Below are 24,603 nucleotides of genomic sequence, written 5' to 3'. Positions count from 1 at the left end.
GGAGGGAAACATGATGAGTAACATGCGTCATCAGGAATTAGGATTATCAGATGAACAAGCAATTGATATATACAGAACAATGCTTCTAGCAAGAAAAATCGATGAACGGATGTGGCTTTTAAACCGTTCCGGGAAAATTCCATTCGTTATTTCTTGTCAAGGGCAGGAAGCGCAGCAAGTCGGCGCTGCATTTGCTCTTAATAGAGAAGAAGATTACGTCTTACCTTACTATCGTGATATGGGGGTTGTCCTTGCTTTTGGGATGACAGCAAAAGATTTAATGATGTCTGGTTTCGCAAAACAAGACGATCCAAACTCAGGCGGAAGACAAATGCCGGGGCATTTTGGGCAAAGAGCAAATCGAATTGTGACTGGGTCGTCACCTGTAACAACGCAGGTTCCTCACGCGGTGGGAATTGCCCTTGCTGGACGATTAGAGCAGAAAAACTTTGTCAGCTTTGTCACGTTCGGTGAAGGCTCATCAAACCAAGGTGATTTCCACGAAGGCGCAAACTTTGCTGCTGTTCATAAACTGCCTGTTATTTTCATGTGTGAAAACAATAAGTATGCGATTTCCGTGCCATATGACAAACAAGTAGCCTGTGAACGCATTTCAGATCGTGCGGTTGGATATGGGATGCCTGGTGTCACTGTAGATGGAAATGATCCGCTTGAAGTATATGCCGCTGTCAAAGAAGCAAGAGACCGTGCGGCTAGAGGCGAAGGCCCGACATTGATTGAAACAATCTCTTACCGTTTAACTGCGCATTCAAGTGATGACGATGATTCAAGCTATCGAGAAAAAGAAGAAGTGCTCGAAGCAAGAAAGAAAGATCCGCTCATCCAATATGAAACGTATTTAATCGAAGGAAACGTCATGACTTCTGAAATGAAAGAAGAGATGACAAAAGAAATCATGCAAATCGTAAACGAAGCTACTGATGAAGCGGAAAACGCAGCTTATGCTGATGCAGAAAGCGCACTTCGTTACGTGTATGCGGAGTAAGGGGGAAGAAAAATGCCTGTTATGTCATATATAGACGCTATTACACTGGCGATGAAAGAAGAAATGGAGCGAGATCCGAAAGTGTTTGTGCTCGGAGAGGATGTCGGGAAAAAAGGCGGCGTATTTAAAGCGACAGCGGGTCTTTACGAGCAATTTGGAGAAGCGCGCGTCATGGATACACCTCTTGCAGAATCAGCCATTGCGGGTGTAGGTATTGGGGCAGCGATGTATGGAATGCGCCCAATTGCAGAAATGCAATTTGCGGATTTCATTATGCCTGCAATCAACCAAATCATTTCAGAGGCTGCAAAAATTAGATACCGTTCAAATAATGATTGGAGCTGTCCAATGGTCATCCGCGCACCTTACGGGGGTGGAGTACACGGGGCACTTTATCATTCACAATCGGTCGAAGCTATTTTTGCTAACCAGCCTGGTTTGAAGATTGTGATGCCTTCTACACCTTATGATGTCAAAGGTCTTTTAAAGGCTGCAGTGCGTGATCCAGATCCTGTATTGTTCTTTGAACATAAACGTGCATACCGCCTGATTAAAGGAGAAGTGCCTGAAGAGGATTACACTCTTCCGATTGGAAAAGCAGATGTGAAGCGTGAAGGCGATGATATCACGGTCATTACATATGGCCTTTGTGTCCATTTTGCGCTGCAAGCAGCAGACCGCCTTGCAAAAGACGGCATTTCCGCTCATATTCTCGATTTGAGAACAGTGTACCCGCTTGATCAGGAAGCGATTATAGAAGCGGCTTCTAAAACAGGGAAAGTGCTTCTGTTAACGGAAGATACAAAAGAAGGCAGCATCATGAGTGAGGTTGCGGCAATCATTTCGGAGCATTGCTTATTTGATTTAGACGCACCAATCAAACGCCTGGCAGGACCAGATATTCCGGCAATGCCTTATGCGCCGACAATGGAGAAATTCTTCATGGTCAACCCGGATAAGGTAGAAGCTGAAATGAGAGAGCTGGCGGCGTTTTAAGAAAGAGGAGGGTTTCAAAGTGGCAATTGAACAAATGAAAATGCCTCAGCTAGGTGAAAGTGTAACAGAAGGAACCATTAGCAAATGGCTCGTTTCACCTGGCGATCATGTGAATAAATACGATCCGATTGCGGAAGTCATGACAGATAAAGTGAACGCAGAAGTTCCGTCATCTTTTACAGGAACGATTACAAAGCTATCGGCTGAGGAAGGCGAAACGCTGCAAGTAGGAGAAGTGTTCTGTGAAATTGAGATAGAAGGAAGCGAGCAGCAGAGTGTGAAAGAAGAAGCAGCACCTGAGCTAAGCGAAGCGCCTGAAGCAGATCAAACAAATGAGAATCAAAGTCAAAAGAAACGTTATTCTCCAGCCGTTCTTCGTTTAGCAGATGAGCATAGCATTGATTTAGCGGCTGTTCAAGGTACAGGAGCAGGCGGCCGAATCACTAGAAAAGATTTGCTGCAGCTCATTGAAAACGGCGGCGTCAAAGAGAAGACAGCACCTGTCAATGAACGTGCTGTTCAACCGGAGCCTGCGCAGCCATCTCAAGCAAAAGCGGCACCTGCCGTCCCTTCTATGCCTGGTGATGTTGAGCTGCCAGTCACGCCGATCCGTCAGGCAATTGCAGCCAATATGCTGAGAAGCAAACATGAAATTCCGCATGCATGGACGATGATGGAAGTCGATGTGACAAATCTAGTGACAAGAAGAAATCAGCTGAAGGATCAGTTTAAAGCAAAAGAAGGCTTTAACTTGACGTTCTTTGCGTTCTTTGTCAAAGCAGTGGCTCAGGCCTTAAAGGAATTCCCTGAAATGAACAGCATGTGGGCCGGAGATAAAATTGTGCAAAAGAAAGCAATCAATGTTTCGATTGCTGTCGCTACAGATGACGCGCTTTTTGTTCCAGTCATTAAGGATGCGGATGAAAAGACCATTAAGGGCATCGCCAAAGAAATTCATGAGCTGGCGTCTAAGGTGAGACAAGGAACGCTTAAGCAAAGTGATATGGAAGGCGGTAGCTTCACTGTCAACAACACGGGATCATTTGGTTCGGTACAATCAATGGGAATCATTAATTATCCGCAAGCGGCGATTTTACAAGTAGAATCGATCGTGAAGCGTCCAATGATCGTAAACGGAATGATTGCGGTAAGAGACATGGTCAATCTTTGTCTTTCATTAGATCACAGAGTACTAGATGGGCTTGTATGCGGCAGATTCCTTCAGCGAATTAAACAAATCCTTGAAGGCATTGACGAGCAGACATCTGTTTATTAAAACAATATTTTCCCCCTCCCGGCATGAGAGGGGGATTTCCACATCAGGAGAAAGGAGCGATGATATGTCTGGACTAGATTTTTTTGCTTTTCTAACGATTGGTCTCATGTTTATCACAGCGATTGCCTTCGCTTTTCTGCGGTACATTTCTAAATCACGCAATCATCCTGAACGATTACTGCTTATCATATCGATCGTTTCAATCATTCAAATCGTGTACTGTCTGCTGATTGTCGGCGGATTTAAAGGAGCAGCCAATAGCTTTTTAGGAATATCACTTCTCGCCGGGACGCTTCTCGGATATGCACTTGAATATTTATACAGACGCTATATCAAAAAAACGCCCGCATCAAAATGATGTCGGGCATTTTTTTATTCTTCTGGAACAATAAAGGTCAAATGCTGTTTTAACACTTCTAAAGAAGAGGGGGCCGTCATATAAACCTCACCATCTGTATCAGCATCCATTTCCTCTTTTGTGTGGATATGAATACTGGACGCTTGAATGAGAGACAGATCGCCGGTGAAATCCTCCAGCTCTTCCCGGTTCATTGAGAAGATTTCTTTTAAAGCAGAGAAACTCGTATTTCTGCAAATTAAGATTTCTGCTTTTCCATCATCAATGGCTGCATGAGGCAAATCAATTCTATTTGTACCGATAAAATGTCCATTCATGACAAGAACGATGACAGCCTCCTCATCCCAGCTTTCCTCTTCTGTCTCAATACGTACGTGAAAAGGATCTGTTTGCTGCAAGGTGCGCAGCGCACTTGTGAAGTAACTGATTTTGCCGAGTACGGCTTTTTCCTTGTCGTTAATATTGTTGGACGTGTCTGCGATCAGCCCAATTCCCCAAAAGTTTAACACGTATCGATCTTCTGCTTTGATTAAGTCAACCTTTTTTTCTACGCCGTCTACAATCATTTGAGCGGCTTTTTGCATTTGTTGAGGAATACCTAGTGTTCTAGAAAAATCATTGCATGTCCCGCCTGGCAATATCGCTACAGCGGGCCTTTTTTCTAAACCTCCAATACCGTTCATGCATTCATGCACGGTACCGTCTCCGCCTAATATGATGAGCAATTCCACCGTTTCATCAATTTGACGGCAGAAATCATAAGCATCATTTGGCTGCTTTGTTGGTTTCAAAATGAGTTCATCAATATGTAGAGAAAGAAGAGGCACTGTTTGACCGAGTGTTTTTTCCATGTTTTTTTGTCCGGCATTTCCATTATAAATGAGCATCGCTTTTTTGAATTGTGCCATCACGCAGTTCTCCCTTTCATCTCTTTATCATCACTTTTCCCCAATGTGACAGCTCATAAACGATGTTCGGAAAAAGACGCGAAGGAAAAGACAACACATTTGCCCGCAGGCGTTTTCCTTGATATGATGGAGTTAAAATGGTTTTGGTACGCAAAAGGAGTGGACGAACATGAATATTGATTTTAATTTATTTATGAATGATATTGTGAAACAAGCGAGAGAAGAAATTAAGCAGGCAGGTTACACTGAGCTCACATCAGCTGAAGAAGTAGACGAAGCACTGACTAAAAAAGGAACGGCACTTGTCATGGTGAATTCAGTATGCGGTTGTGCAGGTGGTATTGCAAGACCAGCTGCCGGCTATTCTGTTCATTACGATAAGCGTCCAGATCAATTGCTGACAGTGTTTGCTGGGCAGGACAAAGAGGCAACAGCAAGAGCGCGTGAATACTTTGAAGGCTTCCCGCCATCTTCACCATCTTTCGCCTTATTAAAAGATGGAAAAATCATCAAAATGGTCGAGCGTCATGAAATTGAAGGGCACGAGCCAATGGAAGTCGTTTCAAAACTACAAGCCGCTTTTGATGAGCATTGCGAAGAAATCTAATATATGACGTTTGAATGAATAAATATAAAGCAGTCCGGTCTTTAGATCGGTCTGCTTTTTGTTTTATAAGACAATAGAATCAAAATAATTTTAGCAAAATACTATTGCATCTTAAAAAGAAAGTGTTTAAAATACATTATAGTGAATAAATATTCAAATCAATACATGATTTTAAATACTGGGAGGCATCATCATATGAAAAAGTGGTTATTATTACTTATGACAGCTGGTCTTGCAGCTGCACTCGCAGCATGCGGAACTTCTTCTAATAATTCAAACGCATCAGGAGATGACAAGACACTCGTTATGGCGACATCAGCAGATTATCCGCCATTTGAATCAAAAGACGGAGATAAAATTGTCGGTTTTGATGTAGATCTTGCAACAGCACTAGCGAAAAAGAACGGCTACAAGCTAGAAATTCAAGATATGGACTTTGCTAGCCTTGTATCAGCTCTTAAAACAAACAAAGCTGATATTGTCCTTGCAGGAATGACGCCTACAGAAAAACGTAAAAAGCAAGTTGATTTTTCTGATGTTTATTACAATGCTAAAAACTTGGTTGTATCAAAGAAATCTAGCGGTATTAAGGCAGAGAAAGATTTAAAAGACAAAACAGTCGGCGTTCAATTAGGTTCTATTCAACAGGATGAAGCGAATGGACTGCAAAAGAAATATAACCTAACAGTTGAAGACCGTAATAAAATTTCTGATATCATTCAAGAGATTAAAGCAGGCCGTTTTGATGCAGCAATTATTGAAGATAAAGTAGCTGCTGGTTACTTGAAAAAGGAAAAAGACTTCCAAGCATTTGAATTGAACAGCTCAAACGAAGGTTCAGCCATTGCATTCAAGAAAAACAGCGACTTAACAGCGAAATTTAATAAATCATTAAAAGAAATGAAAGATAATGGCGAACTTGATAAATTAATTAAAAAATGGTTTGCCGATGAAAAGTAAGTCAGGAAAAGGATCAGCGTCATTCCAGAAAATCAAGTAGAAAAGCGCTGAAAAGTTCAACTCATGTTGAACTTTTTTCCTGTTTTGTATGAAGGCAGAAAAAAGGAGAATGTCATGTTTGATTTTAAAGATGTAATACCTCAGATGCCCTTTATTCTAGAAGGACTTAAGGTCACGCTTTCTATAGTAGTGGTATCCCTTTTACTTGGATTTATCTTAGGAATTTTATTAACGCTTTGTAAAATTAGTGTGTTTAAACCGCTCATTTGGCTTGCAGATTTTTATACGTCAATTTTCCGAGGCACACCGCTTGTGCTTCAATTGCTCATTATTTATTTTGGTCTGCCTCAGCTTCTTGGGTTTCAAATCGACCAATACTGGGCTGCTGTAGCGGCATTTTCACTCAACTCGGCGGCATACGTATCTGAAATTATTCGTGCGGGTATTAATGCCATTGATAAAGGTCAAAAAGAAGCAGCCGTTGCTTTAGGCATCCCTTATGCTAAAATGATGAAGGACTTATTGCTTCCGCAGGCGTTTAAAAATATTTCACCTGCACTTGTGAATGAGACGATTACACTGACAAAAGAATCAGCGATTGTAACAGTCATCGGACTGGGTGATGTCATGAGACGAGCCTATCAAGCAGGGGCCGTCACGTATAATTATCTTGAACCGCTTATTTTTGCGGGTCTTATCTATTATGTCATCGTGCTTGTTCTCACCTTTGTCGGCAAATCGGTGGAAAGGAAGTTAAAATCAAATGATTAAAATAGAGAAACTCACAAAATCTTTTGGTAAAAACGAAGTTTTAAAGGGGATCGACACCACCATTAAAGAAGGGGAAGTTGTTGCGGTTATTGGACCATCTGGTTCAGGAAAATCGACGTTCCTCCGCTGCATGAATTTACTTGAAAAGCCGACTTCTGGTGTCATTACGATTAAGGACACCGAAATCACCAATCCAAAAACGAATGCACTAAAAGTGCGTGAGAACATCGGAATGGTGTTTCAGCATTTCCATCTCTTCCCGCATAAAACGGTGCTGGAAAATATCACGTATGCGCCAATGAATGTGAAGAATCAATCGAAGGAAGACAGCATCAAACAAGCTGAAGACCTGCTCAAAAAGGTAGGGCTTTTAGAGAAAAAAGATGATTTCCCGAACCGTCTGTCAGGCGGTCAAAAGCAGCGTGTAGCGATTGCGCGTGCGCTTGCGATGACACCAGACATTATGCTGTTTGACGAACCAACGTCTGCTCTAGATCCAGAAATGGTCAAGGAAGTATTAGAGGTCATGAAAGAGCTGGCTCAATCTGGAATGACACTTGTCATCGTCACACATGAAATGGGCTTTGCAAAAGAAGTGGCTGACCGCGTGATCTTTATGGATGATGGGAAAATTGTAGAGGATGCAAACCCTGTGCAATTTTTTGAATCACCGTCTTCACAGCGCGCAAAAGACTTTTTACAAAAAATATTATAAAGAAATAAGAGAAGGAGACTTAACATCTCCTTCTTTTTTTGATTATAATGGGGAAAGTAAAAAAAGTTCATCATTTCACAAAAGTGAATGGAAACAAGACAGAAAAGAGTGAATCACATCATGTTTAAAATCGGCTACCGAACGCTGAAAACAGCATTAGGAACAGCGATCGCTATTTATATTGCACAATTGCTTGGCTTGCAAAATTATTCAGCTGCCGGGATTATTACGATCCTGTGTATTCAGGTGACAAAGAAAAGATCCCTCTTAGCATCGGGAGCCCGCTTTGCAGCATGCAGTCTTGCTATTTTATTTTCTTATTTATTTTTCGATCTGATTGGGTATCATCCTTTCGTGATCGGTTTGATGCTGCTTGTCTTTATTCCGACAACGGTTTTGCTTCGAATTAAAGAAGGGATTGTCACAAGTTCAGTCATCATTCTCCATTTATACATGTCTGGCGGGATTACCCTGCACCTCATCTGGAACGAGCTGCTGCTGATTACCATTGGTGTTGGGGTAGCGCTGATTATGAACCTCTATATGCCAAGTGTTGATAAAAAACTTAAACGCTACAGCGAACAGATTGAAGCCAACTTTGCTAAAATCTTTGAGGAAATCGAGCAATACTTAATGACAGGGAAACAAGACTGGACAGGAAAAGAAATACCAGAGACACATCAATTGATCAAAGAAGCGAAAGCTCTTGCATATCGTGATGTTGAAAACCATGTATTAAGACATGAAAACCTGTATTACCATTATTTCAACATGAGACAAAAGCAATTTGAAATCATTGAGCGTGTGCTGCCCAAAATTACGTCGATTTCCGTCACAACGGAGCATGGACAAATCATTGCAGAATACATTAGAGACTTACGCGAACATATTCACCCAGGGAACACAGCGCATAAGTTTTTAAGACGTCTCATTGATATGAAAGAAGAGTTCGATGCACTTCCGCTCCCGCAAACAAGAGAAGAATTTGAGGCAAGAGCGGCACTTTTTCATTTCCTCGGTGAAATGGAACAATATTTAGTACTGAAAAGCTATTTTAAAGGGATGAAAGAATAGAGACGCATGAGTTCCTCCTTCATTGGTCAATCTAATGAAAAAGGAGGAGCCTATGCGTCTTTTATTTTATACCGTACTGACCATGTCCCTTTCACCTATCTGGCCGCTTGGACAAAACCCGCTTCCAGGTGACCCGTTTGTCATTATTAATAAACAAACGAATGAACTTGCCTTTATTGATCAAGGGAAAATTCAAAAAGTATATCCTGCTTCAACAGGAAAAACAACCGATTTAACGCCAGAAGGTGAATTTACGATTATGATCAAAGCGAAAGATCCCTATTATAGAAGAAAGAATATTGAAGGGGGTGCAAAGAATAACCCTCTTGGGCGAAGATGGATTGGATTTGATGCACGAGGAACAGATGGCAGAACCTACGGAATTCACGGAACGAGTGACGAAACATCGATTGGGAAATTTATCACAGCAGGCTGTGTAAGGCTTCATAATCATGATGTAGAGCTTTTATTTGATCAGCTTCCAATTGGCACCAAGGTATGGATTACAACATCAAGCGATTCCTTTGAAAAGCTTGCCAAAGACAAACAGGCCATTCGTTGATATCGCGAATCACCTGCTTGTCTGCTTTTATTCAAACCTTATAAAAAGGCTGCTGCTCCTGCTAAAAGTGAAGAAACTAACAGCAGGCTAATCATAAGCAATACCATAAATTTCATGAATTTTTGAGACATATCGCACCCCTATAACCGAAGATTTTTGCGACAAGCGCACTTGTCTTTATTTTATCTGGTTTTTTCATATGCGACAAGTGATCAGCAAAGGAAGTGAACGGATGAACCAAATCGATCATATTGCCATTGCCGTCTTTTCTATTAAAGAAACATCTCAAACGCTTCATCAGCTATTTAACTGGCATTTTTCAGACATACAAGAGATTCCTGAGCAGGAGATTAAAGCGTCCTTCGCTTCACTTGATGATCTGCACATTGAATTAATTGAGCCCATCTCAGCCGGCAGTAAACTACATACCTTTTTAACAAAAAGAGGAGAGGGCCTTCATCATATTGCGTTAAAGTCAGATGACATTCAAACGGATCTTAGCCGTATCGATCACCTTGGCGTGCAGCTTCTCCAAAAAACAGCACAGATGGGCGCCAGCGGAAAGCAGATTGCCTTTATTTCACCTAAAGAAACGTCAGGTGTGTTATTTGAATTGTGCGGGTCCTTGAAAGGAGAGAAATATTGCGATGAATGATTCGTTCAATGACTTGTCTGAATGGCGGAATAAAGCGTTAATGGGCGGCGGCGAAAAACGAGCAGCGGCTCACAGAAGCAAAGGAAAGCTGACGGTTCGAGAGCGGCTGCATGAACTTCTTGACGAGGGCAGCTTGATGGAAATTCAGTCATTTGCAACAGGAGGTCTGTCAGAGCATGTTGGTGACGGCGTCGTCATTGGAACGGGACTCATTCACGGTAAGCCTGTCTGTGTTTATGCACAAGATGCAACTGTATATGGGGGCTCATTAGGCGAAATGCATGCGAAAAAAATTGCCTCTTTAATGGATCTGGCAGCTAAAAATCAGATGCCGGTCATCGGTCTAAAAGACTCAGGTGGTGCGAGAATTCAAGAGGGTGTGGTATCATTAGAAGGATACGGACAGATTTTTAAACGGAATGTGCTGTACTCTGGTCGAATCCCGCAAATATCAGTTATTTTAGGTTCATGTGCTGGAGGTGCAGTTTATTCTCCTGCATTGACTGATTTTGTCTTCATGACAGAGCAAACAGCTCATATGTTTTTAACTGGTCCGAAAGTAATAGAAAAGGCAACAGGAGAAACGGTCTGTCCTGACCGTCTTGGCGGTGCAAGTGTTCAGCATCAGACGAGCGGGAATGTGCACTATACTGGGAAAGATGAGAAGGACGTGTTAGAAGCGGTTCGAACTCTTTTAACGTACATACAAACGAAACAGCAGGCTGTCACACGCGCTGGGACGCGAAAGCATGATACCGCCGATCCAGGCAGCATCTTGCCAAAGGATCCCTCACGAACTTATGATGTCAAACAAGTGGTGACAGCGATAACCGATCCAGACTCATTCTTTGAAACGCAGCCTTGTTTCTCAAAAAATATTGTCACAGGTTTTGCCAGATTACAAGGAGCCTCCATTGGTGTTGTTGCCAATCAGCCAAAGGTGCTGGCAGGCAGCCTTGATCTTGACGCTGCCGATAAAGCGGCCAGGTTTATTCGATTTTGCGATGCGTTTCATATTCCGATCTTAACCCTTGTGGACGTTCCTGGTTTTTTACCAGGAGAAAAAGCCGAGCATGCGGGAATTATCCGCCATGGGGCAAAGCTTTTATATGCGTACGCTGAAGCAACCGTTCCAAAAATCACTGTGATTTTAAGAAAGGCGTTTGGCGGTGCATATGTCGCGATGAATAGCAAGGGCTTAGGAGCTGACTTTGTTTATGCATGGCCAGAAGCCGAAATTGATGTCATGGGGAAAACGTTCGCAGACGAAATCGTTCATCCTGCTTCGCGCAAGTCTGAAAACAAACCAAGTGTATGGAAAGCGGCTCAGGCAGGTCTGATAGATGATATTTTCATGCCAGCTGAAACGAGAGAGCGATTGATCCGCTCATTTGATGTGCTTCGCAGTAAGGAAGAAGATAGACCGTTAAAAAAGCATGGCAACATGCCGCTATAAGAGGAGGAGCATCATCATGATCAATGAAAAACGCTTACTAGACGAATTTTTAGAATTAGTTCAGATTGATTCAGAAACAAAACACGAAGAGAAAATTGTTGAAGTATTAAAAGAAAAATTCTCGCAGCTTGGTCTAAAAGTGATTGAAGACGATTCAAAAGCGGTAACAGGCCACGGCGCAGGCAACCTTGTCTGCACATTAGAAGGAAATCAAGAGGCAGATACAATTTATTTCACTTCTCATATGGATACAGTTGTACCAGGGAATGGCGTAAAACCAGTCATTGAGGACGGCTATGTGAAAACAGATGGAACAACGATTCTTGGTGCTGACGATAAAACAGGACTTGCTGCTATGTTTGAGGCGATCCGCGTGCTGAAAGAGAAAAATTTACCGCATGGAACAATTGAATTTGTGATCACAGCAGGCGAGGAATCAGGACTTGTTGGAGCAAAAGCGTTAGATCCGAATTTGATGACAGCGAAATACGGCTATGCCCTTGATTCAGATGGCAAGGTTGGAACGATTATTGTAGCTGCACCAACACAGGCAAAAGTACGCGCAACGATTTACGGAAAAACCGCTCACGCAGGTGTCGCGCCAGAAAAAGGTGTGTCTGCGATTACCATTGCATCAAAAGCAATTGCCAGCATGCCGCTTGGCCGGATTGATGAAGAAACAACGGCGAATATCGGCCGTTTTGAAGGCGGAACACAAACGAATATTGTGTGCGATCAAGTCGATATTTTGGCGGAAGCACGCTCTTTAGAACCAGCAAAAATGGAAGCTCAAGTAGCGAAGATGAAAGAAGCCTTTGAAAAAACCGCTAAAGAAATGGGCGGAAGTGCCGATGTACAAATTGACATCATGTATCCAGGCTTCAAATTCTCACACGGCGATCAAGTCGTAGAAGTGGCGAAAAAAGCGGCAGCAAAAATTGGCCGTCCTTCAGAACTGCAGACGAGCGGCGGAGGCAGTGATGCTAACGTCATTGCAGGCAACGGCGTCCCAACTGTCAACCTAGCTGTTGGATATGAAGATATTCATACGAAAAATGAGAAAATGCCGATTGAAGAATTAGTCAAAACAGCTGAAATGGTTCTCGCCATTATCGAAGAAACGACAAATCTATCGTAAAGGCAGGAGACTCTGTGAGCACGCAAAAGATTATTATTTTTCAGGTGGGGCAAGAGGAGTTTGGCATCAGTGTAGAGCATATTCGTTCGATTGAGAAGGTCCCTTACTTACAAGAAGTATCGAACCTACCAAAAGAAATTAAAGGGCTGATGTCATTAAGAGGAGAGGTCATTCCTGTCAGTGATACAGGCGTGATGCTTCACGGAAAGCCTCTTGATGTGAACGAGCAGTCCAAGGTGCTGTTATTTGAAGTAAACGATCAAATGATTGGCTGTCTTGTCTCAGATGCAAAAGATATCATCGATATCGAGCAAAGCGAGATCAAGCCATTTCATATGAACACGAAGGCATCTGAATATTTCTTCGGCGTTGTGGAGAGAGAAAACAAAATGATTTTACAAGTGGACCCAAATAAGTTCCTTGGAAAAATTGAGGACCTCGATCAATTGCCAGACCGGTTGAAAGAAGAATTGGCATAATGAAAAACCCCTTATCTAAAGATAAGGGGTTTATTTTTATTCAGCAGCTGGTTTGGCTTGTTCGTTAGCCGCAGCTTTCGTTTTTGATTTTTGGTACATGACATTTAAAATAATCGTTTGAATCGTGAGTAATAGTCCGCTTGTCATCCAGTATAAAGGAAGAGCAGCGGGTGCATTGATTGAAAGAAACAGCATCATGATTGGGAAAATCATGCCCATTACTTTCGCTTGCTTCAGCGCAGCCTCTGTCTGAGTGCCTGATTGCTTCGCATATTTTTGTGTGACATAAAATTGCAAGAAATACATAGCCCCTGCAAAGACTGCCACCAATAAATCGGTTTGTCCCAAGTTAAACCATAAGAACGTATGAGTTGCGATCTCAGGTGTTGAGCGGATCGCTGAGTAAAAGCCAAGAACAATTGGAATTTGAATCAGCATAGGCAGACAGCCCATTGCCAGCGGGTTCACATTGTTCTCTTTATATACTTTCATCATTTCCATTTGCAGTTCTTTTTGTTTTTCAGGATCTTTTGTTTTCTTCAGTTTGCTTTGTATTTGGTCAATCTGAGGTTTCACCAGTGCCATTTTTTCCTGCATGACTCGTTGCTTCTTAAATTGGTTCGCAAAAAGCGGGAAAATCAGCAGGCGGACAATCAAGGTGACGAACATAATGGATAAACCATAATCATCATGGAAAAAGTTCGCAAGCCAAATGATCAGCTCAGAAAAAGGCTGAACAAAATAATGATGGAAAAACCCATCAGAGCTCGTATTCGTTTGCGCACTCGCTGCAAATGCAGGTGACGCAATCATCATCAAACATAAAGTCGTAAAAACAGTCAATAAACGTTTCAATTCGTTTCCTCCTCATGATTAAAAAAATTTAATTAGTGAGAGGAAGCGAATGGTCTTCATCATCATTTGATGATCTTTTCATTCGAATGACTTTACTAATCCAAGTTGTAATGCGATCGTATATGATAAACAGAAAGTCTGTTCGATTCAAGCAAGATGCGTCCAACTCTTCCAAACGATGTCCACCAAGGTGTTCGTTCATACGGCAGTCTTTTAGTAAAAACGCAATGCCGATGGCCGTCAGCGCTGGAAGAATAATCGTAAAGAATTCAACAAGGAAAAAGACTTCATTGAATGTATCAATAATCATGATTATCACATCCATTTCATTACTCACAGTGTACTATACACATGGTTAAATGTCTAACACAACCACGTGTTTTCTCTATTAAATAAAATTCCTTATTTTGTATAAAATAGTAAATGTCATCCAAACTTCATATTTCCTATCCTATAATGAGGGGGATAAAAGAAATGGAGGTTTTGAATATGACAAGTATTTACCCAAAGTTTCGAGCAGCTGCCGTGCAAGCAGCACCTGTCTACTTAAATTTGGAAGCAACCGTTGAGAAATCATGTGAACTGATCGACGAGGCAGCTTCAAATGGTGCAAAGCTTGTGGCATTCCCAGAAGCATTTTTACCTGGTTATCCTTGGTTTGCTTTTATTGGTCATCCAGAATATACGAGAAAGTTCTATCATGAATTATATAAAAATGCCGTTGAAATCCCTAGCTTAGCCATTCAAAAAATAAGTGAGGCAGCAAAAAGAAATGAAACGTACGTTTGTATATCATGCAGTGAAAAAGATGGCGGCTCTCTCTATTTAGCTCAGCTTTGGTTTAATCCAAATGGGGATTTAATAGGAAAACACCGGAAAATGAGAGCTTCTGTAGCAGAAAGACTCATTTGGGGGGATGGAAGTGGAAGTATGATGCCGGTCTTTCAAACTGACATTGGAAACCTTGGCGGATTGATGTGCTGGGAGCATCAAGTCCCGCTTGATCTTATGGCGATGAATGCTCAAAATGAGCAAGTACATGTAGCCTCTTGGCCAGGTTATTTTGACGATGAAATTTCAAGCAGATATTATGCCATCGCGACACAGACATTTGTGCTGATGACATCATCTATATATACGGAAGAAATGAAAGAAATGATTTGTTTAACGCAGGAGCAAAGAGATTACTTTGAAACATTTAAGAGCGGGCATACGTGTATTTACGGGCCGGACGGGGAACCGATCAGTGATATGGTTCCTGCTGAAACGGAAGGAATTGCTTACGCTGAAATTGATGTAGAAAGAGTCATTGATTACAAGTATTATATTGATCCGGCTGGACACTACTCCAATCAAAGTTTGAGTATGAATTTTCATCAACAGCCCAATCCGGTGGTAAAACATTTACATCATCAAAAAAATGAAGTATTCACATATGAGGACATTCAATATCAACATGGTATACTTGAAGAAAAAGTGTAAATGAACGTGGAACCTTCTCTTTTTTAGAGAAGGTTTTTTTGAGGAAAGATGAAATAAATCAATGTATAATCAAAAATAGCTGATCAAAATTTAGGTAGACAAGAAAATGGGGTTATGCCAATGTCAAATATTATTTTTCATATAGACATGAATGCTTTTTATGCCAATGTAGAAATGGCGTATGATCCTTCTTTGCGAGGGAAACCTTTAGCCATCAGCGGAAATGCAAAAGAGCGTAAAGGGATTGTTGTGACGTGCAGCTACGAGGCAAGAGCACTAGGCGTGAAGCCCCCGATGCCCTTGTGGGAGGCGAAGCGGCTATGTCCGGGACTCATTGTCCGCACACCGAACTTTGACCGGTACCGCAGCTCCTCACAAGAGATGTTTACAATACTAAGAGAATACAGTGATTTAGTCGAACCTGTATCGATTGATGAGGGCTATATTGATTTAACACATACGCCATATGCCGAGCATGCGGTAAAAACGGCTCATGATATTCAAACAAGGCTTGTAGAGGAGCTGATGCTTCCTTCAAGTATCGGCATTGCACCGAATAAATTTTTAGCGAAAATGGCATCTAATTGGAAAAAGCCAATGGGCATCACCATATTGCGTAAACGAGATGTTCCGAACATGCTCTGGCCGCTCCCTGCTGGTGATATGCACGGGGTTGGACAAAAAACGGCAGAGAAATTAAAAAAAATCGGAATTCATACCATTGAAGATTTAGCGAAAGCGAATGAGTATACGCTAAAAGAATTGCTTGGCATTAATGGACCGAGATTAAAGCAAAAGGCGAATGGTGAACATGACGGCATCGTAGACCCAGAAAGAATATACGAATTTAAATCCGTCGGCAATTCATCTACTCTTCCTCATGATTCGGATGATTCAGATGAACTTGTCACGTTAATTGATAAGCTGTCACAATCTGTGAGTGCAAGGTTAAGGAGAAAAGAAGTGATGGCGAACCGGCTGCTCATCATGATTCGGTATGCAAGCTGGAAAAATATCACGCGAAGTGTCATGCTCACAAATCCAACGGATCGAAAAGAAGACATATTTGAAGCGGCAAAGCAGTTATTCCTTAAACATTGGAATGACCAGCCAGTGAGGCTCTTAGGTGTGACGGGGACAGACCTTGTCGAACGAAAAGCAGCTGTTAAACAGCTTGATTTATTTTCATATACAGAAGATGCAAAAGAAGAGCCTCTCCAAACCATTTTAGATGGACTGAAAGAAAAATATGGAAAGTCATTGGTGCAAAGAGGGATCACTATTAAGGAAAAAGAGAGCAAAACAAGCGGGACAAGTTTTAATAAAGATTTTTTTCAGGACGAAAGAGGAAATGACTAGCCTGAAAACTTGATAAAAGAGGTGATGTTGTGGTAATTTCAAAGGGTACATCATTTCAGCAGTAATCAATATAGTGTGTTAGAAGGGACGTCAGAATTATGTCAAAACAACAAATCGGTGTGGTTGGACTAGCCGTTATGGGGAAAAACCTTGCCCTCAATATTGAAAGCCGCGGTTTCTCCGTATCCGTTTATAACAGATCTAGCAGCAAAACAGAAGAGTTTCTTCAAGAAGCAGAAGGAAAAAACGTTGTTGGCACATACAGCATCGAAGAATTTGTTCAGTCGCTTGAAACACCGCGTAAAATTCTTTTAATGGTAAAAGCTGGTGCAGCAACAGATGCAACCATTCAATCATTACTTCCTCACCTAGAGAAAGGTGACATTTTAATTGATGGTGGAAATACATATTACAAGGATACACAAAGACGTAACCAAGAGCTTGCAGAAAGTGGTATTCACTTCATTGGTACAGGTGTTTCCGGCGGTGAAGAAGGCGCGCTAAAAGGTCCTTCCATCATGCCAGGCGGTCAAAAAGAAGCGCATGAGCTAGTGAAACCAATTTTAGAAGCGATCTCTGCGAAAGTAGATGGCGAGCCTTGTACAACGTATATCGGCCCAGATGGAGCAGGACATTATGTCAAAATGGTTCATAACGGTATCGAGTACGGAGATATGCAATTGATCTCTGAATCATACTTTATCTTGAAGCATGTTGCTGGATTATCAGCAGGGGAGCTTCATGAAGTATTCTCAGAGTGGAATAAAGGCGAGCTTGACAGCTATTTAATCGAAATTACAGCTGACATTTTCACAAAAGTGGATGAGGAAACAAACCAGCCGCTTGTGGATGTGATCTTAGATAAAGCTGGTCAAAAAGGAACTGGAAAATGGACAAGCAAAAGCTCACTTGATCTAGGTGTCCCGCTTCCAATCATTACTGAGTCTGTTTTTGCGCGCTACATTTCAGCAATGAAAGATGAACGTGTGGAAGCAAGTCAATTGATCGAAGGTCCAGAGCCAGCACAATCAGCTGAGAATAAACAAGAGCTGATCGAAGCAGTTAGAAAAGCCCTATTCATGAGTAAAATCTGCTCTTACGCACAAGGCTTTGCGCAAATGAAAGCAGCGTCTGATGAATATAACTGGGATTTGAAATACGGTGAAATTGCGATGATCTTCCGCGGCGGATGTATCATTCGTGCAGCCTTCTTACAACAAATTAAAGAAGCGTATGACCGTAATCCTGAACTGAAAAACCTATTGCTTGATCCATACTTTAAGGATATTGCTCAAAACTATCAATCATCACTTCGTAAAGTCATTTCACTTGCAGTGGAACAAGGAGTGCCTGTTCCTTCATTCTCAAGTGCACTTGCTTACTTTGATAGCTATCGCACAGCTGTCCTTCCAGCGAATTTAATTCAAGCACAGCGTGACTATTTCGGTGCACATACGTATGAGCGTACAGATAAAGAAGGCGTATTCCATACTGAATGGATGAAATAAATAGAGAACGACTGAAAAACCTTACCTTTGGTAAGGTTTTTTTGTTTGTATCTTTTCGGCTAAAAATGTGAAAAAGAGGGATGCTATGTAAAAAAGACAAGAAAGTAGGGATAGAAGTGGGCATCTTATATGCACTTCTCCCAGCGATATTTTGGGGAAGTATTGTTCTCATCAGTGTCAAACTAGGCGGGAATGCGTATCAGCAAACCCTTGGCATTACGCTCGGCGCGTTTTTATTTTCGATTGCAGCCTTTTTCATCAAAATGCCAGAGCTGACACCGCTTATTTTTGCGGTTTCCGTCATTTCAGGCATCTTCTGGAGTATTGGACAAATGAATCAGCTTTCAAGTGTTGCTTTTCTCGGTGTGTCTAAAGCGGTTCCCTTATCAACGGGCATGCAGCTTGTGAGCACAACGCTATTTGGCGTCATGGTCTTCAAAGAATGGCAGACGATGACGGTCATACTCATTGGTTCTTGCGCCATTTTACTGATCATTGCAGGTGTTGTGATGACATCGCTCGGCCAAAAAAAGAATGGCGGCGGGAATGGCAGAGGCAATTTTAAAAAAGGGATCATTATTCTGCTCATCTCAACTGTTGGCTACGTCGGATATGTCGTCATTTTAAGATGGTTTGATATTGATGGCTGGTCTGCACTTGTCCCGCAATCCGTCGGTATGCTGCTTTCATCCTTAGCGATTAGTTTAAAACAGGACCCATTTAGTAAATATACGTTTAGAAATATCATTGCCGGTCTTGTTTGGTCAACAGGAAATCTTGGGCTGCTTTTGGCCATTCCATTAATCGGCGTAGCCGTAAGCTTTTCGATGTCACAAACAGGGATTGTCATCTCAACACTAGGCGGCATTTATTTATTAAAAGAGAAAGCATCTAGAACAAGCTTTGTCATTGCAGGCTGCTTGATGATTATTGCAGGCGGTGTGCTGCTAGGCTTTACAAAATAGGAGGTTACACGAATGTATCCAGATTTAGAAGGAAAAACAGTTCTGATTACAGGTGCAGGTACAGGGATTGGCCAAGCGATGGCCCGCCGATTTGGACAAGAAAAAGCCAATGTGGTGATTAATTACTTCTCTGATAAAGAAAATCCGGATGATACCATTGCAGAAATTCAAAAGCATGGCGGACAGGCTGTGAAAATCAAGGGAGACGTATCAAAGGAAGAGGATATGCAGGCGATGATTGATAAAGCCGTTGATACATTCGGCAGTCTTGATGTGATGATCAATAACGCAGGCATTGAAAATGAAGTACCCTCTACAGAAATGACGCTGGATAATTGGAACAAAGTAATGTCTACCAATTTAACAGGCATGTTTCTAGGGTGCCGTGATGCACTGAAGTATATGACAGATCATGGGATAGAAGGCTCGATCATTAATATGTCGTCGGTTCATCAGCAAATTCCTTGGCCTCATTTCGTGCATTATGCAGCCAGTAAAGGAGGCGCAAAGCTTTTGACAGAAACATTGGCGCTTGAATATGCCCCTAAAAAAATCCGTGTAAACAGCATTGCACCAGGCGCCATTGATACCCCGATTAATGCGGAGAAATTCGATGATCCAGCATTGAAAAAAGGCGTGATTGAGCTGATTCCAATCGGCTATATTGGAAAGCCGGAAGAAGTGGCAGCATGTGCTGTCTGGCTGGCATCAAAAGAAGCGAGCTATGTCACAGGCTTGACGTTATATGTAGACGGCGGCATGACTAAGTATCCTGGGTTCCAGGCAGGAAAAGGATAAGACAATGAAGACAAATCAGCGTGTAGACAAACCCTCGCATTCGGTGTCAGGTTTGCGCTCCGGTGCTCACGAATGTCAAATTCGCTCCGCTCCTGCCCAGACCGCAAAGGTTTTCTATCACGCTGAAAAGAAGACAAAGGGCTAAAATCAAGCATTTTAGCCCTTTGTCAACAATCTGAACGAGCGTAAAATACGCTCTTTTTTTATATTAAATACATACAAATGAAATTAAATGTCTAGACATTTAAAAATAAAAATATATAATATTAATTGGAAGCGCTTTTATTACAACAATGGGGTGAGAGAAATGAAACGTATTTTATTAGCATGCAGTTCGGGAATGTCTACGAGTTTACTAGTGACAAAGATGAAAGCACATGCCGATTCAATTGGGGACGAAGCAGAAATTTGGGCAGTTGGTCAAGATCAAGCAAAAAAAGAAATGGCGAATGCAGATGTTGTGTTAATCGGACCGCAAATGAGCTTTTTAAAAGGAGACCTCCAAAAAGAAGCAACAAAATACGGGATTGAGGTAGAGGTCATTGATATGAAGGCATACGGGCTTGCCGATGGACAAAAAGCATATGAACAGGCACTTACATTGATGGGGGAATCTTAAAGGATGGAAAAGAAAACACTGGAAGGGCTCACGGAGGAACAAGTGAGCTTTCAATTGATCTTACACAGCGGGAATGCACGCAGCAAATTGCTTCAGGCTCTGAAACAATATCGAGAAGGTCTAGAAGAAGAAGCTTTTAGTCATATGAAAGAAGCGGAAGAAGATTTACGGCTTGCACATGACATCCATTTTCAACTCGTGCAGAAAGAGGCAGGCGGAGAAACAACATCCTTTTCCTTATTGCTCATGCACGCTGAAGATCATTTAATGTCGACCATTACCATCAAGGAGCTTGTGGGAGAGCTTCTGCCGATATTCCAATCGCTTAAACAATAAAGGGTGTAAACAAGGGGGGAAACCAATGTTTGATAAAATAAGTGCCATTTTGGTTCCGATTGCTGGGAGATTGAACAACAACCGCTATTTAGGCGTATTACGTGATGCCTTTATGCTTGCGTTCCCGCTGACCATCTTTGGTTCCATTATGGTTGTGCTGATGAATTTGCCATTTTTAGATAAAATCATGAGTAAAACCGTACTGGAGGGCGTCCAGTCTGCACTGAATATCGCACCGAGTGCGACCATCAGCATTATGAGTGTGTTTGTTGTATTTGGGATTGGCTACTATTTATCAAAAAGCTATGATGTAGAAGCTGTCTTTGGCGGCGTGATTGCTTTAGCCTCTTTCTTGCTTCTAACTCCGTTTTTACTAGAACAAGAAGGCGGTGCAACGATTGCAGGCGTTATCCCAGTTGATCGTTTAGGTGCAAAGGGGATGTTCCTAGGAATGATCACAGGCTTTTTGTCTGCTGAAATTTATCGTTATTTTGTCCAAAAGAAATTTGTGATCAATATGCCGCAAGGGGTTCCGCCAGCTGTTTCCAAGTCTTTTGCTGCACTGATCCCGGCTACTTTGACACTTACAACCTTTTTGCTCATTAATATCATCATTACACAAGGCTTCAAAACAAATATGCATGATTTAATTTATCATGCCATTCAGGCGCCGCTTGTCGGTCTTGGAAGCGGTATTATTCCGACGTTGATCGCTGTTTTCTTTATACAAATTCTTTGGTTCTTTGGGCTTCATGGCCAAATTATTATCAACTCTGTCATGGATCCGATTTGGAATACATTGTCCATTCAAAACCTAGAGAGCTACACAAAAACAGGTGAGGTTCCTAATATCATCAGCAAGCAGTTTATTGAAATCTATACGGTTGGAATGGGTGGAACCGGTATGACGCTTGCTGTTGTGTTTACGATTTTAATTTTCCTGAAAAGTAAGCAATTAAAACAAGTAGCCAAGCTAGGCTTAGGACCAGGATTATTTAACGTCAATGAACCGATTATCTTCGGTTTACCGATTGTCATGAATCCGCTTATTCTCATTCCGTGGATTTTGGCGCCAATGGTCATTACATGTATTACTTATTTTGCGATGGCATCAGGCATTGTACCGCCGCCGACAGGCGTGAATATCCCATGGACAGTGCCGATCTTTATTAGCGGAATGATGGCAACAAATTCACTAGCGGGCGGTCTGCTTCAGTTGTTTAACCTGATGATTGTGTTTGTCATTTGGTTCCCGTTCCTGAAATTTATTGACCGTATGAATGTGAAAAATGAAAAAATAACGACAACTGAAAAAACGAAGGCAGCAAACATCAAAGGTGAAGGAGACTCAATACATGTCGATGGAAACTAACAAGCAATCATATACATTTCCAGAAGGTTTCTGGTGGGGATCTTCTGCTTCTGCGACGCAAACAGAAGGCAGCGTCCCCGGCGATGGAAAGGGACCGAACATTTGGGATCATTGGTTTGAACAAGAGCCGACTCGTTTTTTTGATGGCGTAGGGCCGAACGTGACATCTCAATTTTATCGAAAATATAAAGAAGATATCCGTCTCATGAAAGAAATTGGCCACAATTCATTTCGGCTGTCAATTTCATGGTCACGCCTTTTACCTGAAGGAACAGGTGCCGTCAATGAAGAAGCGGTGTCCTTTTATAATGATGTGATCAATGAACTGATTGCACATGATATCGAGCCATTTGTGAACCTGTACCATTTCGATATGCCAATGGCGCTGCAGGAGAAAGGCGGCTGGGTGAACAGACAGGTGGTTGACGACTATGTGAGCTATGCAACATTATGCTTCCAATTATTTGGTGACCGGGTGAAAAAATGGTTTACCCATAACGAACCGATTGTTCCTGTAGAAGGCGGATATATGTATAGCTTTCATTATCCAAACGAAGTCGATTTCCAAAAGGCTGTACAGGTCGGTTTTCATGAACTTTTATCAAATGCGAAGGCGATTGCGGCTTATAAAAAGCTGCAGCAAGGCGGTAAGATTGGCATCATCCTAAACCTGACTCCTTCGTACCCGCGAAGCCAGCATCCGCGCGATGTAGAAGCAGCAGAGATGGCCGATGCTTTCTTTAACCGTTCCTTCTTAGATCCTGCGGTGAAGGGGCATTTCCCGGAAAAGCTAGTAGAAGTCTTAAAGAAAGAAGGCTTTATGCCAAGTATGGAAGAAGGGGACCTTGAGCTCATTCGAGAGAATACGATTGATCTTCTTGGCATCAACTATTATCAGCCAAGAAGAGTGAAAGCGAAAGAGCATATGCCGCATCCTCAAGCACCATTTATGCCGAACCATTATTTTGATTCTTTTGAGATGCCGGGAAGAAAAATGAATGTGTACCGAGGCTGGGAAATCTATGAAAAGGGCATTTACGACATATTGAAAAAAGTCCAAACAGACTATGATAATATTGAATGCTTTATTTCTGAAAATGGAATGGGCGTCGAAGGAGAAGAGCGGTTTAAGGATGAAGAAGGAATGATTCATGACGATTACCGCATTGACTTTATTTCTGAGCATCTCAAATGGGTGCATCAAGCCATTCAAGAAGGAAGCAATGTGAAAGGATATCATCTATGGACCTTTATGGACAACTGGTCCTGGTCGAATGCATATAAAAATCGTTATGGATTTGTCTCAGTTGATCTTCAAAAAGACGGGAAACGAACGATTAAGAAAAGCGGATACTGGTTTCAATCCGTTTCAAAGAATAACGGTTTTTAATCAAAATACTTGCTCTTTCCTTGAAAAGAGCAAGTATTTTTCTTATGTGACGGTAAGTGGATGAAACAAAAATGGCTGGCACCTTTTAAGCTCACATCCCTTAGTGTAAAATGAGAGGAAGGCTAAAAAACGCCATATTTCCTTCTAGAATAAAGCGCTATGAAAAAACAAGTCAGTTGGTGGTGTGAGATGAAGAAGTACGAACTCATTTCAGAAGAAATCAGAAAACGAATAGGAACAGCCTATTATCCAGAAGATCAACCCATTCCAGATGAAAACTCGCTTGCCGCCGAATTTCAATGCAGCAGAATGACAATGAAACGTGCGCTTGATCTTCTCGTTGCAGAAGGTCTGCTCTTTAGAAAAAGAGGCCACGGTACATTTATTGTAAAGGCAGCGCTCAATCAAGGGGCAATCAATGTATCAGGCCATGAAAATAAAGGGTTCACAAAGGTCATGGCGGATAAAAACGTCACGACTCAAATCATTCATTTTGATGTCCATTTTCCAAGCGAAGAGGTGGCAGCCCATCTATCTATTGACTCAACCACACCTGTTTATGATATCATCCGGCTCCGTCTTGTGGATGAAGAGCCTTACGTATTAGAAAAAACGTTTATGCCTGTCAATCTCATTAAGGGCATAGATGAAGAAGTTCTACTGGGTTCTATCTATGGCTACATTTCAAATGAGCTTCATTTAAAAATAGCAGGTGCGCACAAGAAAATTAGGGCGGCTAAATCAGATCAGCTGGATCAGCAGTATTTAGGGTGTGACCCAACAGATCCTGTGCTTGAAGTCGAGCAGGTTGCTTATTTAAACGCAGGGCAGCCGTTTGAATACTCATTTAGCCATCATCGCTATGATAAATTTGACTTTTCAACGGTTGAAATCACGAAAACAGGACGTTAAAAAAAGAGCAGAACCCCCAAGGGAGACTGCTCTTTTTTCATTTGAT

28 protein-coding genes are annotated in these 24,603 nt (G+C 41.9%); 24 read left to right on the top strand and 4 right to left on the bottom strand.

Annotated features, from left to right (window positions below):
* Positions 1 to 13: 13 nt before the first annotated feature.
* The 4 genes from NSQ34_RS10925 to NSQ34_RS10910 all read left to right on the top strand — a co-directional run bounded on the left by NSQ34_RS10925 (position 14) and on the right by NSQ34_RS10910 (position 3,636).
* On the top strand, positions 14 to 1,006 hold the full coding sequence (locus NSQ34_RS10925; RefSeq protein ID WP_024422926.1) for a thiamine pyrophosphate-dependent dehydrogenase E1 component subunit alpha: 993 nt from the start codon (positions 14 to 16) through the stop codon (positions 1,004 to 1,006).
* 12 nt (positions 1,007 to 1,018) lie between these two features.
* Positions 1,019 to 2,002, top strand: a complete 984-nt coding sequence (locus NSQ34_RS10920; RefSeq protein ID WP_024422925.1) for an alpha-ketoacid dehydrogenase subunit beta — start codon at positions 1,019 to 1,021, stop codon at positions 2,000 to 2,002.
* Positions 2,003 to 2,021: 19 nt separating this feature from the next.
* A complete protein-coding gene (locus NSQ34_RS10915) occupies positions 2,022 to 3,278 on the top strand; it encodes a dihydrolipoamide acetyltransferase family protein (protein ID WP_176967001.1) in 1,257 nt (418 codons plus the stop codon).
* Between the two features lie 64 nt (positions 3,279 to 3,342).
* The gene (locus NSQ34_RS10910) at positions 3,343 to 3,636 is read left to right on the top strand and encodes a YesK-like family protein (protein ID WP_176967002.1); all 294 of its coding nucleotides are present in this window, start codon (positions 3,343 to 3,345) and stop codon (positions 3,634 to 3,636) included.
* Between the two features lie 14 nt (positions 3,637 to 3,650).
* On the opposite strand, the gene NSQ34_RS10905 is transcribed toward NSQ34_RS10910, so the two are convergent.
* A complete protein-coding gene (locus tag NSQ34_RS10905) occupies positions 3,651 to 4,544 on the bottom strand; it encodes a YegS/Rv2252/BmrU family lipid kinase (RefSeq protein ID WP_125586560.1) in 894 nt (297 codons plus the stop codon).
* Between the two features lie 169 nt (positions 4,545 to 4,713).
* On the opposite strand from NSQ34_RS10905, the gene NSQ34_RS10900 reads away from it, so the two are divergent.
* The 6 genes from NSQ34_RS10900 to NSQ34_RS10875 all read left to right on the top strand — a co-directional run bounded on the left by NSQ34_RS10900 (position 4,714) and on the right by NSQ34_RS10875 (position 9,233).
* Entirely contained in the window at positions 4,714 to 5,151 is a 438-nt protein-coding gene (locus NSQ34_RS10900; protein WP_024428021.1) for a BrxA/BrxB family bacilliredoxin, read from the top strand.
* A gap of 195 nt (positions 5,152 to 5,346) precedes the next feature.
* Positions 5,347 to 6,111, top strand: coding sequence for a transporter substrate-binding domain-containing protein (locus NSQ34_RS10895; protein WP_176967003.1), 765 nt, complete (start codon positions 5,347 to 5,349; stop codon positions 6,109 to 6,111).
* Positions 6,112 to 6,225: 114 nt separating this feature from the next.
* A complete protein-coding gene (locus NSQ34_RS10890) occupies positions 6,226 to 6,882 on the top strand; it encodes an amino acid ABC transporter permease (protein ID WP_024422919.1) in 657 nt (218 codons plus the stop codon).
* Positions 6,875 to 7,597 carry an amino acid ABC transporter ATP-binding protein gene (locus NSQ34_RS10885; protein WP_024422918.1) on the top strand — a complete coding sequence of 241 codons (723 nt, stop codon included), beginning with the start codon at positions 6,875 to 6,877 and terminating at the stop codon, positions 7,595 to 7,597. Before NSQ34_RS10890 ends, NSQ34_RS10885 begins: the two co-directional genes overlap by 8 nt.
* 120 nt (positions 7,598 to 7,717) lie before the next feature.
* Positions 7,718 to 8,671 carry an aromatic acid exporter family protein gene (locus tag NSQ34_RS10880; protein ID WP_024422917.1) on the top strand — a complete coding sequence of 318 codons (954 nt, stop codon included), beginning with the start codon at positions 7,718 to 7,720 and terminating at the stop codon, positions 8,669 to 8,671.
* A 52-nt stretch (positions 8,672 to 8,723) separates the two neighbouring features.
* Complete coding sequence (locus NSQ34_RS10875; RefSeq protein WP_025093002.1) at positions 8,724 to 9,233, top strand: L,D-transpeptidase; 510 nt, start codon at positions 8,724 to 8,726, stop codon at positions 9,231 to 9,233.
* 38 nt (positions 9,234 to 9,271) lie between these two features.
* On the opposite strand, the gene prli42 is transcribed toward NSQ34_RS10875, so the two are convergent.
* Positions 9,272 to 9,364 carry a stressosome-associated protein Prli42 gene (prli42, locus tag NSQ34_RS10870; RefSeq protein WP_149126490.1) on the bottom strand — a complete coding sequence of 31 codons (93 nt, stop codon included), beginning with the start codon at positions 9,362 to 9,364 and terminating at the stop codon, positions 9,272 to 9,274.
* A gap of 101 nt (positions 9,365 to 9,465) precedes the next feature.
* Between prli42 and mce the strand changes: the two genes are divergently transcribed.
* From mce to NSQ34_RS10850, 4 genes are read left to right on the top strand one after another with little or no spacing between them, the layout of a single operon-like run.
* Positions 9,466 to 9,888, top strand: coding sequence for a methylmalonyl-CoA epimerase (gene mce / locus NSQ34_RS10865; protein WP_176967004.1), 423 nt, complete (start codon positions 9,466 to 9,468; stop codon positions 9,886 to 9,888).
* Complete coding sequence (locus NSQ34_RS10860) at positions 9,881 to 11,344, top strand: acyl-CoA carboxylase subunit beta (RefSeq protein ID WP_176967005.1); 1,464 nt, start codon at positions 9,881 to 9,883, stop codon at positions 11,342 to 11,344. The genes mce and NSQ34_RS10860 overlap by 8 nt, the downstream gene beginning before the upstream one ends.
* Positions 11,345 to 11,360: 16 nt before the next feature.
* The gene (locus tag NSQ34_RS10855) at positions 11,361 to 12,482 is read left to right on the top strand and encodes a tripeptidase T (protein ID WP_176967006.1); all 1,122 of its coding nucleotides are present in this window, start codon (positions 11,361 to 11,363) and stop codon (positions 12,480 to 12,482) included.
* A 14-nt stretch (positions 12,483 to 12,496) separates the two neighbouring features.
* Positions 12,497 to 12,961 (top strand): chemotaxis protein CheW, encoded by a 465-nt coding sequence (locus NSQ34_RS10850; RefSeq protein WP_024422912.1) that lies wholly within the window; start codon positions 12,497 to 12,499, stop codon positions 12,959 to 12,961.
* A 36-nt stretch (positions 12,962 to 12,997) separates the two neighbouring features.
* Here NSQ34_RS10850 and NSQ34_RS10845 read toward each other — a convergent pair whose 3' ends face one another.
* Positions 12,998 to 13,777: a membrane protein insertase YidC gene (locus NSQ34_RS10845; RefSeq protein ID WP_046312291.1), complete on the bottom strand. Its 780-nt coding sequence runs from the start codon at positions 13,775 to 13,777 to the stop codon at positions 12,998 to 13,000.
* A 67-nt stretch (positions 13,778 to 13,844) separates the two neighbouring features.
* Positions 13,845 to 14,126 carry a hypothetical protein gene (locus tag NSQ34_RS10840; RefSeq protein ID WP_024422910.1) on the bottom strand — a complete coding sequence of 94 codons (282 nt, stop codon included), beginning with the start codon at positions 14,124 to 14,126 and terminating at the stop codon, positions 13,845 to 13,847.
* Between the two features lie 179 nt (positions 14,127 to 14,305).
* Here NSQ34_RS10840 and NSQ34_RS10835 point away from each other — a divergent pair, with 179 nt between their 5' ends.
* From NSQ34_RS10835 to NSQ34_RS10790, 10 genes are all read left to right on the top strand, one after another.
* Positions 14,306 to 15,298, top strand: a complete 993-nt coding sequence (locus tag NSQ34_RS10835) for a carbon-nitrogen hydrolase family protein (RefSeq protein ID WP_024422909.1) — start codon at positions 14,306 to 14,308, stop codon at positions 15,296 to 15,298.
* 114 nt (positions 15,299 to 15,412) lie between these two features.
* The gene (locus NSQ34_RS10830; protein WP_024422908.1) at positions 15,413 to 16,657 is read left to right on the top strand and encodes a DNA polymerase IV; all 1,245 of its coding nucleotides are present in this window, start codon (positions 15,413 to 15,415) and stop codon (positions 16,655 to 16,657) included.
* Positions 16,658 to 16,755: 98 nt separating this feature from the next.
* Positions 16,756 to 18,165 (top strand): NADP-dependent phosphogluconate dehydrogenase, encoded by a 1,410-nt coding sequence (gene gndA, locus NSQ34_RS10825; RefSeq protein ID WP_024428028.1) that lies wholly within the window; start codon positions 16,756 to 16,758, stop codon positions 18,163 to 18,165.
* 116 nt (positions 18,166 to 18,281) lie between these two features.
* Positions 18,282 to 19,130, top strand: a complete 849-nt coding sequence (locus NSQ34_RS10820; protein ID WP_025093008.1) for a GRP family sugar transporter — start codon at positions 18,282 to 18,284, stop codon at positions 19,128 to 19,130.
* Positions 19,131 to 19,142: 12 nt separating this feature from the next.
* A complete protein-coding gene (locus NSQ34_RS10815; protein WP_034622353.1) occupies positions 19,143 to 19,928 on the top strand; it encodes an SDR family oxidoreductase in 786 nt (261 codons plus the stop codon).
* A 307-nt stretch (positions 19,929 to 20,235) separates the two neighbouring features.
* Positions 20,236 to 20,547, top strand: coding sequence for a PTS sugar transporter subunit IIB (locus tag NSQ34_RS10810; protein WP_176967007.1), 312 nt, complete (start codon positions 20,236 to 20,238; stop codon positions 20,545 to 20,547).
* 3 nt (positions 20,548 to 20,550) lie between these two features.
* Positions 20,551 to 20,883 carry a PTS lactose/cellobiose transporter subunit IIA gene (locus NSQ34_RS10805; protein WP_024422904.1) on the top strand — a complete coding sequence of 111 codons (333 nt, stop codon included), beginning with the start codon at positions 20,551 to 20,553 and terminating at the stop codon, positions 20,881 to 20,883.
* 25 nt (positions 20,884 to 20,908) lie between these two features.
* Complete coding sequence (gene celB / locus NSQ34_RS10800; RefSeq protein WP_034622356.1) at positions 20,909 to 22,255, top strand: PTS cellobiose transporter subunit IIC; 1,347 nt, start codon at positions 20,909 to 20,911, stop codon at positions 22,253 to 22,255.
* Positions 22,239 to 23,645, top strand: coding sequence for a glycoside hydrolase family 1 protein (locus NSQ34_RS10795; protein ID WP_041109727.1), 1,407 nt, complete (start codon positions 22,239 to 22,241; stop codon positions 23,643 to 23,645). The genes celB and NSQ34_RS10795 overlap by 17 nt, the downstream gene beginning before the upstream one ends.
* Positions 23,646 to 23,834: 189 nt before the next feature.
* Entirely contained in the window at positions 23,835 to 24,557 is a 723-nt protein-coding gene (locus tag NSQ34_RS10790; RefSeq protein ID WP_024428032.1) for a GntR family transcriptional regulator, read from the top strand.
* The last annotated feature ends 46 nt before the right edge of the window (positions 24,558 to 24,603 follow it).

The sequence above is a fragment of the Bacillus sp. FSL P2-0069 genome (assembly GCF_038593315.1).
GTDB lineage: Bacteria > Bacillota > Bacilli > Bacillales > Bacillaceae > Bacillus > Bacillus safensis.
This window is presented reverse-complemented; position numbering and strand designations above follow the sequence as displayed.

Excerpts from the sequence above, each read along its gene's own strand:
- NSQ34_RS10925 (WP_024422926.1), top strand. The coding sequence starts at position 14 with ATGAGTAACATGCGTCATCAGGAATTAGGATTATCAGATGAACAAGCA.
- NSQ34_RS10920 (WP_024422925.1), top strand. The coding sequence starts at position 1,019 with ATGCCTGTTATGTCATATATAGACGCTATTACACTGGCGATGAAAGAA.
- NSQ34_RS10910 (WP_176967002.1), top strand. The coding sequence starts at position 3,343 with ATGTCTGGACTAGATTTTTTTGCTTTTCTAACGATTGGTCTCATGTTT.
- NSQ34_RS10905 (WP_125586560.1), bottom strand. The coding sequence starts at position 4,544 with ATGGCACAATTCAAAAAAGCGATGCTCATTTATAATGGAAATGCCGGA.
- NSQ34_RS10900 (WP_024428021.1), top strand. The coding sequence starts at position 4,714 with ATGAATATTGATTTTAATTTATTTATGAATGATATTGTGAAACAAGCG.
- NSQ34_RS10895 (WP_176967003.1), top strand. The coding sequence starts at position 5,347 with ATGAAAAAGTGGTTATTATTACTTATGACAGCTGGTCTTGCAGCTGCA.
- NSQ34_RS10890 (WP_024422919.1), top strand. The coding sequence starts at position 6,226 with ATGTTTGATTTTAAAGATGTAATACCTCAGATGCCCTTTATTCTAGAA.
- NSQ34_RS10885 (WP_024422918.1), top strand. The coding sequence starts at position 6,875 with ATGATTAAAATAGAGAAACTCACAAAATCTTTTGGTAAAAACGAAGTT.
- NSQ34_RS10880 (WP_024422917.1), top strand. The coding sequence starts at position 7,718 with ATGTTTAAAATCGGCTACCGAACGCTGAAAACAGCATTAGGAACAGCG.
- NSQ34_RS10875 (WP_025093002.1), top strand. The coding sequence starts at position 8,724 with ATGCGTCTTTTATTTTATACCGTACTGACCATGTCCCTTTCACCTATC.
- prli42 (WP_149126490.1), bottom strand. The coding sequence starts at position 9,364 with ATGTCTCAAAAATTCATGAAATTTATGGTATTGCTTATGATTAGCCTG.
- mce (WP_176967004.1), top strand. The coding sequence starts at position 9,466 with ATGAACCAAATCGATCATATTGCCATTGCCGTCTTTTCTATTAAAGAA.
- NSQ34_RS10860 (WP_176967005.1), top strand. The coding sequence starts at position 9,881 with ATGAATGATTCGTTCAATGACTTGTCTGAATGGCGGAATAAAGCGTTA.
- NSQ34_RS10855 (WP_176967006.1), top strand. The coding sequence starts at position 11,361 with ATGATCAATGAAAAACGCTTACTAGACGAATTTTTAGAATTAGTTCAG.
- NSQ34_RS10845 (WP_046312291.1), bottom strand. The coding sequence starts at position 13,777 with ATGATGATTGCGTCACCTGCATTTGCAGCGAGTGCGCAAACGAATACG.
- NSQ34_RS10840 (WP_024422910.1), bottom strand. The coding sequence starts at position 14,126 with ATGATTATTGATACATTCAATGAAGTCTTTTTCCTTGTTGAATTCTTT.
- NSQ34_RS10835 (WP_024422909.1), top strand. The coding sequence starts at position 14,306 with ATGACAAGTATTTACCCAAAGTTTCGAGCAGCTGCCGTGCAAGCAGCA.
- NSQ34_RS10830 (WP_024422908.1), top strand. The coding sequence starts at position 15,413 with ATGCCAATGTCAAATATTATTTTTCATATAGACATGAATGCTTTTTAT.
- gndA (WP_024428028.1), top strand. The coding sequence starts at position 16,756 with ATGTCAAAACAACAAATCGGTGTGGTTGGACTAGCCGTTATGGGGAAA.
- NSQ34_RS10815 (WP_034622353.1), top strand. The coding sequence starts at position 19,143 with ATGTATCCAGATTTAGAAGGAAAAACAGTTCTGATTACAGGTGCAGGT.
- NSQ34_RS10810 (WP_176967007.1), top strand. The coding sequence starts at position 20,236 with ATGAAACGTATTTTATTAGCATGCAGTTCGGGAATGTCTACGAGTTTA.
- NSQ34_RS10805 (WP_024422904.1), top strand. The coding sequence starts at position 20,551 with ATGGAAAAGAAAACACTGGAAGGGCTCACGGAGGAACAAGTGAGCTTT.
- celB (WP_034622356.1), top strand. The coding sequence starts at position 20,909 with ATGTTTGATAAAATAAGTGCCATTTTGGTTCCGATTGCTGGGAGATTG.
- NSQ34_RS10795 (WP_041109727.1), top strand. The coding sequence starts at position 22,239 with ATGTCGATGGAAACTAACAAGCAATCATATACATTTCCAGAAGGTTTC.
- NSQ34_RS10790 (WP_024428032.1), top strand. The coding sequence starts at position 23,835 with ATGAAGAAGTACGAACTCATTTCAGAAGAAATCAGAAAACGAATAGGA.